Origin of the sequence: Geothrix rubra (assembly GCF_030268065.1) — a bacterium.
Lineage (GTDB): Bacteria > Acidobacteriota > Holophagae > Holophagales > Holophagaceae > Geothrix > Geothrix rubra.
Genome location: NZ_BSDD01000001.1, coordinates 512,446 through 525,927 on the forward strand (window position 1 = coordinate 512,446; position 13,482 = coordinate 525,927).

11 protein-coding genes are annotated in these 13,482 nt (G+C 69.1%); 7 read left to right on the plus strand and 4 right to left on the minus strand.

Annotation, left to right across the window (positions count from 1 at the left end):
• Positions 1 to 85: 85 nt before the first annotated feature.
• Positions 86 to 796: a monofunctional biosynthetic peptidoglycan transglycosylase gene (mtgA, locus tag QSJ33_RS02245; protein ID WP_285722565.1), complete on the plus strand. Its 711-nt coding sequence runs from the start codon at positions 86 to 88 to the stop codon at positions 794 to 796.
• Here the strand turns inward: mtgA and QSJ33_RS02250 are convergent.
• Entirely contained in the window at positions 791 to 3,868 is a 3,078-nt protein-coding gene (locus tag QSJ33_RS02250) for a diguanylate cyclase (RefSeq protein WP_285722567.1), read from the minus strand. The two genes, mtgA and QSJ33_RS02250, sit on opposite strands and share 6 nt — an antisense overlap.
• Before the next feature lie 137 nt (positions 3,869 to 4,005).
• Between QSJ33_RS02250 and QSJ33_RS02255 the strand changes: the two genes are divergently transcribed.
• Complete coding sequence (locus QSJ33_RS02255) at positions 4,006 to 4,995, plus strand: malate dehydrogenase (RefSeq protein WP_285722568.1); 990 nt, start codon at positions 4,006 to 4,008, stop codon at positions 4,993 to 4,995.
• A gap of 58 nt (positions 4,996 to 5,053) precedes the next feature.
• Here QSJ33_RS02255 and QSJ33_RS02260 read toward each other — a convergent pair whose 3' ends face one another.
• Entirely contained in the window at positions 5,054 to 6,802 is a 1,749-nt protein-coding gene (locus QSJ33_RS02260; protein ID WP_285722570.1) for a B12-binding domain-containing radical SAM protein, read from the minus strand.
• 130 nt (positions 6,803 to 6,932) lie between these two features.
• Here QSJ33_RS02260 and QSJ33_RS02265 point away from each other — a divergent pair, with 130 nt between their 5' ends.
• From QSJ33_RS02265 to nudC, 4 genes are all read left to right on the plus strand, one after another.
• On the plus strand, positions 6,933 to 7,136 hold the full coding sequence (locus QSJ33_RS02265; protein WP_285722572.1) for a hypothetical protein: 204 nt from the start codon (positions 6,933 to 6,935) through the stop codon (positions 7,134 to 7,136).
• A gap of 84 nt (positions 7,137 to 7,220) precedes the next feature.
• On the plus strand, positions 7,221 to 7,490 hold the full coding sequence (locus QSJ33_RS02270) for a MoaD/ThiS family protein (protein WP_285722574.1): 270 nt from the start codon (positions 7,221 to 7,223) through the stop codon (positions 7,488 to 7,490).
• Between the two features lies 1 nt (position 7,491).
• Positions 7,492 to 8,601, plus strand: coding sequence for a WD40/YVTN/BNR-like repeat-containing protein (locus QSJ33_RS02275; RefSeq protein WP_285722576.1), 1,110 nt, complete (start codon positions 7,492 to 7,494; stop codon positions 8,599 to 8,601).
• Between the two features lie 63 nt (positions 8,602 to 8,664).
• Positions 8,665 to 9,390 carry an NAD(+) diphosphatase gene (gene nudC, locus QSJ33_RS02280; protein ID WP_285722578.1) on the plus strand — a complete coding sequence of 242 codons (726 nt, stop codon included), beginning with the start codon at positions 8,665 to 8,667 and terminating at the stop codon, positions 9,388 to 9,390.
• A gap of 420 nt (positions 9,391 to 9,810) precedes the next feature.
• On the opposite strand, the gene QSJ33_RS02285 is transcribed toward nudC, so the two are convergent.
• Positions 9,811 to 10,839, minus strand: a complete 1,029-nt coding sequence (locus QSJ33_RS02285) for a hypothetical protein (RefSeq protein ID WP_285722590.1) — start codon at positions 10,837 to 10,839, stop codon at positions 9,811 to 9,813.
• A gap of 82 nt (positions 10,840 to 10,921) precedes the next feature.
• On the minus strand, positions 10,922 to 11,686 hold the full coding sequence (locus tag QSJ33_RS02290; RefSeq protein WP_285722591.1) for a cyclic nucleotide-binding domain-containing protein: 765 nt from the start codon (positions 11,684 to 11,686) through the stop codon (positions 10,922 to 10,924).
• 156 nt (positions 11,687 to 11,842) lie between these two features.
• Between QSJ33_RS02290 and QSJ33_RS02295 the strand changes: the two genes are divergently transcribed.
• Positions 11,843 to 13,474, plus strand: coding sequence for an ABC-F family ATP-binding cassette domain-containing protein (locus tag QSJ33_RS02295; protein WP_285722592.1), 1,632 nt, complete (start codon positions 11,843 to 11,845; stop codon positions 13,472 to 13,474).
• Positions 13,475 to 13,482: the final 8 nt, after the last annotated feature.

Consider the following 13,482-nt stretch of genomic DNA (forward strand, 5'->3'; position numbering starts at 1 on the left):
CAGGGTGTCCCCGTGGACTTCCCGCGGGGCCGATTATGATGGAGGGGCGAGGTGGCTGTGTCCCACCTGGATCTCGGGTGGTGGCATGGCGAAGAAGAAGGGTTGGGGCCGTCGCATCCTCAAGGTGACGCTCTGGGCCGCGGGGGGCTTCGTGGCCTTCACGGCGCTGCTGGTCCTCCTGTTGCGCTTCGTGCCGGTGCCGGTGTCGGCGCTGATGGTCGAGCGGCGCATGGCTGCCTGGGGGGATTCGAAGCCCTACACGCCGCATCACCGGTGGGTTTCCCTGGACGAGATCTCCCCGAACATGGGGGTGGCCGTCATCGCGGCCGAGGACCAGAACTTCCCCGACCACTTCGGATTCGACTGGCAGGCCATCGAGAAGGCCTACGCCCACAACGAGCACAGCCGGCGCAAGCGCGGGGCCTCCACGGTCTCCCAGCAGACGGCCAAGAACCTGTTCCTGTGGGAGTCCCGCTCCTGGGTGCGGAAGGGCTTCGAGGTGTGGTTCACCCTGCTGCTGGAGACGGAGTGGTCGAAGCGGCGGATCCTGGAGGTCTACCTGAACATCGTGGAGTTCGGCGATGGCGTCTACGGCGTGGAGGCGGCCTCGCGCACCTACTTCGGGAAGCCGGCGAGCAGGCTCACCCCCCCGGAGGCGGCCCTCCTGGCGTCCGTGCTGCCCAATCCCCACAAGTACCGGGTGAACGCCCCCAGCGAGTACGTGCGGGGGCGGCAGGCCTGGATCCTGAACCAGATGCGCCAGCTCGGCGGCGGCCAGCTGGTGAAGGAGCTATAGCAGGGCCTTCCACACCAGGTCCTCCTCGGGCAGGGAGGTGCGCAGCTCCACGCCGCCAAGGCGGATCTCCTCGCGCGGATCCTGCTCGAACCTGGCCACCAGTCCCTGGGGGGACCCCGCCCGGCCTGCGACGCCCACCCAGGCATCCCGCCCGGAGTGCTTCGCGGCGTAGAGGCAGCGGTCGGCGATGCGCACCTGCTCCTCCCAGGGCGTGCCGTCCGGGAAATCCGTCTGGAAGGGGAACAGCGAGAAGCCGATGGAGCAGGTCATCCGGTGCGGGGCGCTGGTCTCCAGATCGAAGGCGTGGTCCCGCACGGCCTGGTGGAGGCGGGTGACCACCGAGGCGGCGCCATCCAGGTCGGCCGTGTGGCCCACGAAGAGGATCTCCTCGCCGCCCCAGCGCACCAGGAAATCGGACTCGCGCGCCTCGCGCTGGAGGATGCGGGCGATCTGCTCGAGGGCGCGGTCGCCGGCGGCATGGCCCCAGGTGTCGTTCACCCGCTTGAAGTGGTCGATGTCGAGCAGGGCGAACACGAGGCAGGACTCGGGACCGGATTCCGCGATGCGGCCGGCCAGGCGGGCACGCTGGAGCCGCTGCACCACCGCGAGGACCGGCGGCAGCTCCTGGGCCAGGTAGCGCCGGTTGCGGAGGCCCGTGAGGGCGTCGGTCATGGAGATGGTGGTGAGCGCCAGGTTGCTGAGCTCCAGGGCGCCGGTGCGGTCCCGGACGAGGGACTCCAGCTCCTCCGTGCGGCGGCGGAGACGCCCGGTCCGCCACCGGAAATAGGCCGCAGCACCCACGGCCGCCAGGCCGAGCCAGAGGATCCAGGCCCACCACCGCTGCCACCACGGGGGGAGGATGCGGAACTGGACCGAGGTGATGGGACCGGCCCCTTCGTCGTCCAGCAGGGTGCGGACCTCCAGCCGATAGCTGCCGGGCGCCAGGGCCGGGTAGCGGGCCTCCCGCACGTCCGTGTCCATCCAGTCCTCGCCCAGTCCGATCATCCGGGTCTGGTACCGCAGTCGACCTTCGTATTCGAAGGCCAGGGAGCTGAACCGCACCGCGAGCGTCCGGTCGGAGGAGGGGACATCGTCCAGCACCCAGGCCCCCTGGATGGACCTGTGCCAGTCGAGACGCCCCAGGCGGAGGCTCGTGATCAGCGGGGCCGAGAGCGGGGCGGCGGCGTGGCCCAGGCCGGGGATGTGGTGCAGGAGACCCGTCGTGGTACCGAACCAGATGTCCCCGTTGCGGTCCACCCAGGTGCTGAAGGGGTTGCAGTCCGTGCCGACCAGGCCGTCCGCCCGCTTGAAGAGCCTCAGGCCGCGGGCATCCACCCGCTGGACGCCCCTGGGACCGCCTACCCAGAGGCGGCCCTGGCCATCCGAGGTGAGGCTGTACACGCTGTCGCTGGCCAGCCCTTGGGCTTGGCCGAGATGGCCCAGCACCCGTGGGACCTCGCCGTTGAGATCCAGGTGGGTGAGCCCCATGGGCTCCAGGTAGGCGATCCAGGCGGTGCCGTCGGGCAGGATGGCCATGGCCCAGACGGGGGCGGGATGGAGGCCGATGTCCTGGCCCCAGCTGTGCCAGCGGGTGCCGTCCAGGCGCGCCAGCCCCTGCTCGCCGGTGGCCCACAGGCGGCCGTGCGGATCCACCTGGAGGGTCGTCAGTTGGCCCTGGGCGGGCAGGCCGGGAACCTCCGCCGGTTCGAAGATCCACCGACCACCGCGGCGGCTCATGTGCTGGAGGCCGGCGTTGGAGGTGCCGATCCAGAGCGAGTCGGGCCCATCCCAGCGGAGGGCCACGGGAATCCAGAGGGAGGCCGAGACGGGCAGGGGGATGCGCTCGACCCTCGTGCGCCCTGGATCGACGCGCACGAGGAAGGGATGTTCGCCGCCACCCCAGATGGCCCCGTCCGGAGCCTCCGTCAGGGCATAGCAGACGAGCCCGTGGGCCCCGGGCAGGGGTTCCGGCCCCTTCGTACCCATGCGGGCCAGGCCGTCGCTGGTGTCCACCCAGAGGACGCCGGCGTGGTCGCGGAGGATGCCCCAGGTGCTGTCCGCGGGCAGGCCGTCCAGCTGGGTGAAGTTCTCCCAGCTCGCACTGCCCATCAGGCGGTGGAGGCCCTGGTTGGCCACCCAGAGGTTCCCGTCCCGGTCCACCAGAGCCTGGTTGGCCCAGCCCAACGGCAGGCCCCGGCTGGCGTCGATCAGCCGCCACTGGCCGGAAGCGTCCACCTGGAGCAGTCCCTTGGCGGTGGGCACGAAGAAGCCCGACCCGCCATCCGGCACCAGGGATTCCTCGTAGAAGCTGATGGCGAGGGGGGGGAGGTTCCCCGACAGGGGGCCGAACACCCGGTCGCCGTCGCGGAGTCGGCGGAGCGCGGCGGGGGTGCGGAGCCACAGGGTCCCCGCCCGGTCCAGCAGCAGGGCCTTCACCGGCTCTGCAGGCACGCCCTCCGCGGGGCCCATCGAAGACCAGGTGCCCGCGGTATCGAGATGGCGCACCGTGCCGGTGCCGCCGATCCAGACGCCGCCGGGGCCCTGGGTCAGGGAAAAGGCCGGGCCGCCCGGCCAGCCCGGCACCGGCGCGAAGAGGCCAGCCCCCGTCTCCCAGAAGAGGCCGGATTCGGCAGCCACCCAGAGGCGCCCGCCGCGGTCCTCCAGCAGGGCGTGGATGCGGGCCCTGGCCAGGGCCTGGTCTGCGGCGAGGCGGTGGATGCGGCCATCCCGGTCGAGGAGGCAGAGCCCTGCGCGGGTGCCGATCCAGAGGCGGCCTTCCGGCTCGGGGGCGAAGGCCCGCACCCAGGCTGCCGGGAGCCCCTCTCCCAGCGACCAGAGCCGGAAGGTCGTGCCGTCGAACTGGTAGGCGCCCCCCTCGGTGCCCACCCAGAGGAAGCCGGCCGAGTCCTGGGCCAGCGTCGTGATGCTGGCATGGAGCAGCCCCTCCTGCGATCCGTAGGCCCGGAAGGCCATGCGCCCGGAGCGCGGGATCCCCACGGCGCCCAGCATGGCGCAGGCGAGAAGGACGCTGGACAGGGCTCGCAGGAAGCGCGGGAGGCGGAACATGGACATGGTTTTCGGGGCCTTCATCCTACCCGGGATCCTGCCAGTGCGCCGGAGGCTGCAACCATGCGAGTTTTTGTGACATCCACCCCTGCCGCCCCGGACAAAGGCGATAAGATGATCCTCTCTGATGGAGGAATCTGGTTATGAAGACTCCCGTTCGCGTGGCCGTCACCGGCGCAGCCGGCCAGATCGGATACAGCCTGCTCTTCCGCATCGCCAGCGGCGCGATGCTCGGGGAGGACCAGCCGGTGATCCTCCAGCTCCTCGAGATCACCCCGGCCCTCAAGGCCCTCCAGGGCGTGGTCATGGAGCTCAAGGACTGCGCCTTCCCGCTCCTGGCGGGCATCACCACCTCCGACGATCCCATGGTGGCCTTCAAGGACGCGGACTACGCCCTGCTGGTGGGCGCCCTGCCGCGCAAGGCCGGCATGGAGCGCAGCGACCTCCTCTCCGCGAACGGCGGCATCTTCAAGCCCCAGGGCCACGCCCTGAGCGAAGTGGCCAGCCGCAACGTCAAGGTGCTGGTGGTGGGCAACCCCGCCAACACCAACGCCCTGATCGCGCTCTCCAACGCCCCCAAGCTCAAGCCCGCCCAGTTCCACGCCATGGTGCGCCTGGACCACAACCGCGCCATCTCCCAGCTCGCGGAGAAGACCGGGAAGCCGGTCACCGCCATCAAGAAGATGACCATCTGGGGCAACCACAGCACCACCCAGTTCCCCGACCTCTACCACGCCGAAGTGGAGGGCAAGAACGCCCATGCCCTGGTCAATGACCACGAGTGGTACGAGAAGACCTTCATTCCCACCGTCGCCAAGCGCGGCGCCGCCATCATCGAGGCCCGCGGCCTCAGCAGCGCCGCCAGCGCCGCCAACGCCGCCATCGACCACATGCGCTCCTGGGCCCTGGGCACCCCCGAGGGCGACTGGACGAGCATGGCCTTCCCCTCCGACGGCAGCTACGGCGTGCCCGAGGGCCTGGTCTTCGGCTACCCCGTCACCGTGAGGAACGGTCAGGTCGAGATGGTCAAGGGCCTGGACATCAACGAGTTCAGCCGCGCCAAGATCGACGCCACCGCCAAGGAGCTCGAAGAGGAGCGCCAGGCCGTCCGCCAGCTCGGACTCGTCAAGTAGTCCGTCCAACGCCCGTCCTGACGAGGCAGGGGGATCGCCCCCTGCCTCTTTTTTGGGTTCAGCGGAGGATCGCGGCTTCCCGGGTGAACCGGCGGAGCTGCTCGTCCAGGGTGGCCTGGAAGGCGTCCACGGCATCGTCGGCGAAGGCGCGGAAATCCTTGTGGAGGCTCCGGTAGCGGGCCTGCATCCGGCGGAGGAGGCGGTCACGGTACGCCTGCGCGTCCGCGAGTCCGGTCAAACGCCCCTGCTCCCTGATCCTGCGGAGCCGGGCCTCGAAGGCCTGGGTCCAGGTGTCGAGGGTGGCCTTGAACCGGTCCAGTTCCAGCACCCCCCGGGTCATCTGGAAGAAGTGGTGCCCCTTCACGGCCATGGTCACCGTCTCCGTGACCAGGCGCGGCCGGACGAGGACCCCCCTCACCAGGTACTTCCAGTAGGCCCAGCCGTAGCCGGAGAAGGTCTGCCGGACCAGCGACAGGGTGAAGGCGCGGAGCTCGGTGAGGCGGATCCGCCGGCTCGACATGCGGTGCCGCTTCAGGTTCCTCAGGAGGCGGAGGCAGCGTTCGAAGTAGCGGTCCGGCCGGTAGATCTCCGCGAGGATCCGCTTGTAGCCTTCGATCAGCTTCGTCGCATCCATCCGTGGCAGGAAATTGAGGCGCAGGTCGTGGGTGTTGTTTCCGCCGCCGGTCTCGTCGGTGAGGCGCCCCTCGGCCTGCAGGCGCCGGTGGAGCTGGGTCCTGGGCAGGGCCATGAGGAGCCCCACCATGGCGGTGGGGATGCCGGCCTCCTGGATGAACCGGATCTGGCGATCGAAGATGTCCTCCGCATCGCTGTCGAAACCCACGATGAAGCCGCCCGATACCTCCATGCCCTTCCGCTGGATCTTCTGGACGCTGGCGAGCATGTCTGCCTTGAGGTTCTGCTGCTTGCCCGCCGCCTTGAGCGTGCAGAGGTCGGGCGTCTCGAGCCCCATGAACACCATGTTGAACCCGGCCTGGATCATCAGGTCCATCAGGTCCTCATCCTCGGCCAGGTCGAGGCTCGCCTCGGTGAACAGCGAGAAGGGATGGTGCCGCGCCTGTTGCCAGCGGGCCAGCTCGGGGAGCAGGGCCTTCACCTCGCGGCGGTTGCCGATGAAGTTGTCGTCCACCAGGAAGAGGGAGCCCCGCCAGCCTTCCTCGTAGAGCTGGTCCAGCTCGAGCAGGAGTTGCGCGGGAGACTTGGTGCGCGGCCTCCGTCCGAAGAGCTCGATGATGTCGCAGAATTCGCAGTGGTGGGGGCAGCCCCGCGAGTACTGGACGGCCATCTGGGCGTAGCCCTTCCCGCGCACCAGATCGAACCGGGGCGGCGGCGTGCGGGCGAGGTCGGGATGCTCAGTGCTGGTGTAGCAGGGGCCTGCCTCGCCGCGCGCGAAATCCTCCAGGAAGCGGGGCAGCGTGACTTCCGCCTCGTTGAGCACGAAGTGGTCCACGCCCTGGATCTCCTCGTGGCAGCTGGTGGGGTAGGGGCCGCCGGCCACCACTGGGACGCGGAGGGCGTTGCAGCGTCGCACCACCCGTTCGAAGGACGCCTTCTGGACGATCATGGCGGAAATGAACACGAGGTCGGCGTTGGCCACCTGGGCTTCGGACAGCGGCTCCAGGTTCAAGTCCACGAGGGTGGGCTCGAAGGTCTCCGGCAGCATGGCGGCCACGGTGAGGAGACCCAGGGGCGGGAAGACGGCCTTCTTGCCGATGAAAGGCAGCGCGTACCTCAGGCTCCAGTAGGTGGGCGGCATTTCCGGGTAGACCAACAGGGCCTTCAGGCCCACTCCGACCTCCATTGAGCGCTGGGCAGGTGCCGTTCCAAGCATCCTCCTTCCGGCCCTGCCCACAAGCCCTCCGGGGCCATGGCGTGACAAACCCGTGAGCCTATCCTTCGGGTGAGGCCGGAGGTGGACCATGGCCGAAACCCTCGAACGGCGGCACCACTGGAGCCGCATCGTCGGCGTGGAACGGCGCCAGGCGCCCTTCCACTACCTGAACGGACGGCCGCTGCCCGATCCCACCCGCCTGGAGGACGAGGACTTCCTGCGGGCGGAGCGGGAGCGGGAGAAGGACCGGAAGCTGACCCGGAATCCCTGGGAGGAACCCGATCGGTCCTGACGGCTATCCAAGTCCGCGGCGGAAGTCCTTGTCTTGACAGCCGGAATCAGCAGCGGGCACAGTGGCGGGGCATCCAGGATCCCCATGCCCCGCGTCGCCTTCACGCGAAACCTGCAGCGCCATGTGGCCTGCCCCCCCTGCACGGTGGCCGGTGCGACCGTGCGGGAGAGCCTCGACGAGGCCTTCGCGCGCTATCCGAGGGCCCGGGGGTACGTACTGGATGAGCACGGCGCCCTGCGGCAGCACATGGCGATCTTCGTGGACGGCGAGCCGGTGGCCGACCGGCGCGCCCTGGGTGATCCCGTCTCCGCCTCCGCGGAGATCCTCGTCATGCAGGCCCTTTCCGGAGGCTGACATGTCCGACCAGCTGCTGATCTCGACCCGCAAAGGGCTCTTCTCCGCCCGCCGGACAGCTCGGGGCGTCTGGGATCTCGACGCCGTCTCCTTCCTGGGGGACAACGTCTCCCTGGCCATGGCCGACCGTCGCGACGGCGCCTGGTACGCGGCCCTGGACCACGGCCACTTCGGCGCGAAGCTGCACCGCTCGCGCGACCGCGGCGCCACCTGGACGGAGATCGGCGTGCCCGCCTATCCCACGCCGCCCGAGGGGCATGTGGAGAAGGACTTCCTGGGCCGGGAGATCCCCTGGCGCCTCATCCGGTTCTGGTCCCTGGCGCCCGGCGCCGCCTCCCAGCCGGGCCTCCTCTGGGCGGGCACGATTCCCGGTGGCCTCTTCCGGAGCGAGGATCACGGCGATACCTGGCAGCTGGTGGAACCGCTCTGGCACATGCCGGAGCGGCGCAAGTGGGCCGGCGGCGGCGCCGATGCGCCGGGGATCCACTCCATCTGCGTGGATCCCCGCAACCCGGCCCGGGTGGCCGTGGCCATCAGCAGCGGCGGCGTATGGATCACGGAGGACCTGGGGAAGACCTGGACGCCCTTCACGAAGGGCATGCGCGCCGACTACGCGCCACCCGAGCTGGTGGAGGCCCCGGAATCCCAGGACCCCCACCGCATGGTGCAATGCCCTGGAGCCCCGGATGCCTACTGGATCCAGCACCACAACGGGATCTTCCGCAGCACCGACAACGCCAGGAGCTGGACCGAAATCACGGACGTGAAGCCTTCGGTCTTCGGCTTCCCCGTGGTGGTGCATCCGAAGGATCCCGACACCGCCTGGTTCGTGCCGGCCATCAAGGACGAGCGCCGCATCCCGGCCGAGGGCAAGGTGGTGGTGAACCGCACCCGCGACGGCGGGCGCACGTTCGAAACCCTGCATCGGGGCCTGCCCCAGGCCTGGGCCTACGACCTGGTGTACCGCCACGCCCTGGACCTCGACGCCACCGGCGAGCGGCTGGCCTTCGGCTCGACCACGGGCTCCGTCTGGATCAGCGAGAACGCGGGCGACGACTGGATCACCCTCGCCGAGCACCTGCCGCCGGTCCATGCGGTGCTGTTCGTCTGAGGATGCCCCGCCGGTAGTCTGGAGCCGCGGCATGCGTCCGCGGGGAGGAACCAGGTGGAGGCGGTGCGGATCGTGTTCCAGGGGGACCGCTTGTGGCTCGCCGAGCGGGATCTGCCGGAGCTCCCGGCCCAGGCGCAGGTGCGCCTGCCCGAAGGGCACCTGGCCCTGCGGGTGGCCGAGGATCATCCCGTGCCCGAGGGCGTGGAGGTCCTGGGACTCCGGGAGGCCTTCGCGAGGATGGCGCCGGAGGCCTGGGTCCAGGCCGGCCGCGCCTACCAGTGGCTGGCCTGGGAGGCGGGCCACCGCTTTTGCGGGGCCTGTGCCACGCCCCTGGCGCCGGCGGAGGGCCACGGTCGCCGCTGTCCCGCCTGCGGCCTGACGGTCTTCCCCTCGAACGCCACGGCCGTCATCGTCCTCATCGGGCGAGGGCAGGGCGCGGACCGGGAGCTGGCCCTGGCCCGCTCGCCCCACTTCAAGCCCGGCGTGTACAGCGCCGTGGCGGGCTTCACGGAGCCGGGAGAATCCCTGGAGCAGGCCGTTCACCGGGAAGTGGCGGAGGAGCTGGGCATCCGCATCCAGAACCTCCGCTACTTCGGCAGCCAGCCCTGGCCCTTCCCCAACGGGCTCATGGTGGCCTTCCTGGCGGACCACCTGGAAGGCGAACTGAAGCCCGATCCCGTCGAGATCGAGGATGCCCGCTGGTTCCGGCTCGACGCCCTGCCGGACCTGCCCAGCGCCCTCAGCATCGCGCGGTGGATGCTCGACGCGGCGGTGGAGGGAAGGGGCTAGGACCCATTTCCTGGAGCGCGGTCAGCAGGATGGGTCCATGTATTTTTGGAAGTTGGTGGGATGCCCATTTGCGATGTCATATGTCACCGTCACGGCGCATGACCCGCCACCCATCATCTGGGTCTCACCAGAGCCATTCCCCGCCGAGTCCACACACTCCGTTTTTACGTCGGTGGATCCATCTGCTTTGGTGCAACTTACGGTAGTACATCCGTAGTCGTCATAAGTGGTGTAGCAGTTGGTGTAAGGGCCGATGAACGGGCAGCCCGTGCATGTGTAAGTGCTATATGAACGTCGATGCGCCATGGATGGTTCCTTGGCGGAACAATATGTGATTGCCCCCATGACAGCGAAGCCAATTGCTCGGATCAGCAAGTTGTCAAACATAAAACCCCTTGAGGAGAATTCGGTACGTGGGTGCTACTTGAAGTCTTCGACGTTCATCAGGCCGAGATCCCCTCTGGGAATCCCGTAGGGCACGTCCCATCCCTGGTGATGGGCCTCCCAGGCGGTCCAGGTGTGGGTTCCGAGGTCGAGCCGGTAGGAGAACCACCTGTCACCGTTCGCGCCGAGGAAATAGACCTGGTGGGCCCCGGAAGGAAACCATTGGCCCGTCGCCGGCATGTTCGAGACCTGCTTCCCGCTTGACGTGGCGAGGATGGTGTTCGCGGTCGCTTCCCAGGGCGGGATGATCCGGGAAACCTGGTTGGCGTCGCCATCCCAGAGGAAGACGTCGCCCTTGGGCGTGAAGGGATAGAAGACCAGGACCTTGTTGTCCACCCGCACGCTCATGGGTTCGCGGTAGAGGGCCGGTTCCCCCGGCTGGCCGGACCTGCCGGAGGGATAGTCCCAGGTCTTCACGGCTTTCCAAGTCACCGGATCGACCCGTTCAAATTGATGACTCGATCCGGTGACCATGAGGATCCCGCCGTCGGTGAGCGCTTCGACCGAGCCCCATTTCAAGGTCCAATCAAACTCGGCCGGGACCAGGCTGGTTCGCTTCCAACCGGCCGAGGTCTGGGTGTAGAAGCCGCTGGGATCGAGGAACCGGAGGCCGAGGGCCCTGGACCACAGGAGGAAGGAACGCTCGCCGTCAGAGGGGGGCGCCGGCACCCCCTCCGAATGCGTTGAGGTGTAGTTTCCCCCACCCGAGTCCTGGATCGTGTCGAACCTCCCGTCTGCCAGCAGGTGGTTCGCTCCGGACTCGCTGACCATGTGGAAGCGGGGGTGGAACAGGCGAATGCGCGATGGGCTCACGCGGTCTTTCGCGCGTTCGAGCTCGATGAAGGCGCCCGGGGAAGCCATGGTCCCCTTCGGCTGAGCGATGCCAGCCACACCCTGGCCCATGGCGAAGGTACAAACCGAAAGAAGGGTGATTCCACGGGGAAGCAGATGGGATCTTGACATGGTTCCTCCCTGGATCCGCGGATCAGCGGCATGCCGGACCATCTAACCCCGTCCGGGTGACGGCAGCATCAAATACCCCTGAACGGTGGCGTACCCCCCCGAACGGTCGATCGGTTTCAGATTTTCAGCCCTTCCCCTCCAGCACCCGCAGCACCAGCCCCGGCTGGTTGCGGAGGAAGGCCTCGCGCCGGGCGGAGTCGATGACGGCCAGGAAGCAGGTGTCCTCGGCCACGGCGGTGGCGTCCTGGGGGCGGTCGCGGAGGAAGGCCTCCAGGCCCAGGAAGCCATCGGGCAGGTCCCGGGCCGCCACCACCTCGCTGCCCCGGGGGCCTTCCAGCCGCACGGTGCCCATCACGAGCTGGCAGAGCGGGGCGCGCTCCCCGGCCTTGAAGACCAGCTCGCCCGGCTGGACCATGCGCCGCTCGGCGCCCAGGTCGAAGCGGGCCCGCAGGTCCCGCAGGGCGTCGTTGGCCTCTTGCAGACGGCGGGTGAACTGGCGGCAGAGCAGGCGGGTCAGCTCCGGGAAGCCCTCCATGATGGCGTCCACGTGGGCGGGCTTCAGGCAGAGGGCCTGGCAGGCCCCCACAGCCCGGACTGTGGCCGTACGGCGTTGGGCCCCGAAGTAGGCCATCTCGCCCACGATGGTGGGGTGCTCCGCGCTGCATTCCAGATGGGCCAGGGGTCGCTGGGAGCCGTCCGCCTCGCGGCGCTCCACCACGAGGCTGCCCCGCAGGACGACGAACAGCTCCTGGGAGGTCTCCCCCTCCACCACCAGCCGCTCCCCGTCCCGGAAGCGGAGGGGGGCGATGTCGGGGCAGACGATCAGCAGATCCGGGATCTCCGAGGCCGGATCCAACGCCATCCGGTCGGGTTCGAGGGGTTCGGGCATGGCGGCTCCTGCCTCTCCATCGTCCGGCCGGGGCGGAGGCTGAACAAGGGGCAGCCTGCCGGGCCCTCCGGCATCCCCGCTGGGGCCGCGGGGCGGATCACGGTACCCTGGAGGATTCACCGGGGCGGGCCCTCCGTCCCCCATCCGCGGCAGGCCATGATCTCCTTCGCCAATGTCAGCAAGCAGTACGGCAAGCAGGTGCTCTTCATCGACGCCAGCTTCCAGCTCAACCCCGGCGAGAAGGCCGGCCTGGTCGGTCCCAACGGGGCCGGCAAGTCCACCCTCTTCCGCATGATCCTGGGCGAGGAGTCCGCCGACGACGGCGTGGTGAGCCTGCCGAAGAAGCTCACCCTCGGCTGCTTCCGCCAGGAGGTGGACGAGATGGCGGGCCGCTCCGTGCTGGACGAGGCCATCGCCGGCAGCGGGCGCCTGGGGGACCTGCACCACGAGCTGGCCGACCTGGAGCGCGGGATGTCCGATCCGGAGCGGGCCGACGAGCTGGAGGCCATCCTGGAGCGCTTCGGGCATGTCCAGGAGGAGTACCAGCACCTGGGCGGCTACGAGCTGGAGGCCCGCGCCCGGGCCTGCCTCCAGGGCCTGGGCTTCGAGGACGGGCAGATCGACGGCGACGTGGGCGCCCTCTCTGGCGGCTGGAAGATGCGCGTGTCCATGGCCAAGGTGCTGCTGGGCACCTTCGACGTGCTGCTGCTCGACGAGCCCACCAACCACCTGGACATCGAGAGCATCCTCTGGCTGGAGCAGTACCTGAAGGCCAGCACCGCCACCATCCTGATGACCAGCCACGACCGCGACTTCATGAACCGCATCGTGTCCAAGGTGCTGGAGATCGATGACGGCGACATCGTCACCTACTCCGGGAACTACGACTTCTACGTGAAGGAGCGGGAGATCCGCGAGGCCAACCAGGAGGCCGCCTACGCCCGGCAGCAGGCCAAGCTGGCCAAGGAGCAGCGCTTCATCGAGCGCTTCTCCGCCCACGCCGCCAAGGCCGCCCAGGTGCAGAGCCGCGTGAAGGCCCTGGACAAGATCGAGCGCATCGAGCCCCCCAAGAAGCGGCGCATCGTGAAGTGGGATTTCCGCATCCCCGGCCGTTCCGGCGACGACGTGCTCATGCTCAAGGGCGTCACCAAGCGCTACGGCGCCCGTGCCCTCTATGACGGCTTCGACTTCCACATCCGCCGGGGCGAGCGCTGGTGCGTCATGGGCAAGAACGGCGCCGGCAAGTCCACCCTGCTGAAGATGGTGGCGGGCGCCCTGGCCCCCGATGCCGGCGAGGTGAAGCTGGGCGCGAGCCTCAAGCTGGGCTACTTCGCCCAGCAGAGCCTGGACCTGCTGGATCCGGAGCTGACGGTGCTGGAGCAGCTCCAGAAGGACTTCCCCATGGAGGGCCTGGGCGTGCTGCGGAACCTCCTGGGGGCCTTCCAGTTCAGCGGCGACGAGGTGGACAAGCGCATCCGGGCGCTCTCCGGCGGCGAGAAGTCGCGCCTGGTCATGGCCCGCATGCTCTTCGATCCGCCCAACTTCCTGGTGCTGGACGAGCCCACCAACCACCTGGACCTGGCCACCAAGGAGATGCTGGTGGACGCCCTCCGGGACTTCGAGGGCACCCTCCTCTTCGTGAGCCACGACCGCGCCTTCCTCCGCGGCCTCGCCAACCGCGTCCTCGAGCTGGGCGGCGACGAGCACCCGGGCCCCATGCCCTTCCTCGGCACCTACGCCGAATACGTCGAGAAGACCGGTCGGGAGGCCCCGGGCGTGCACAACTAGGTTCCGGG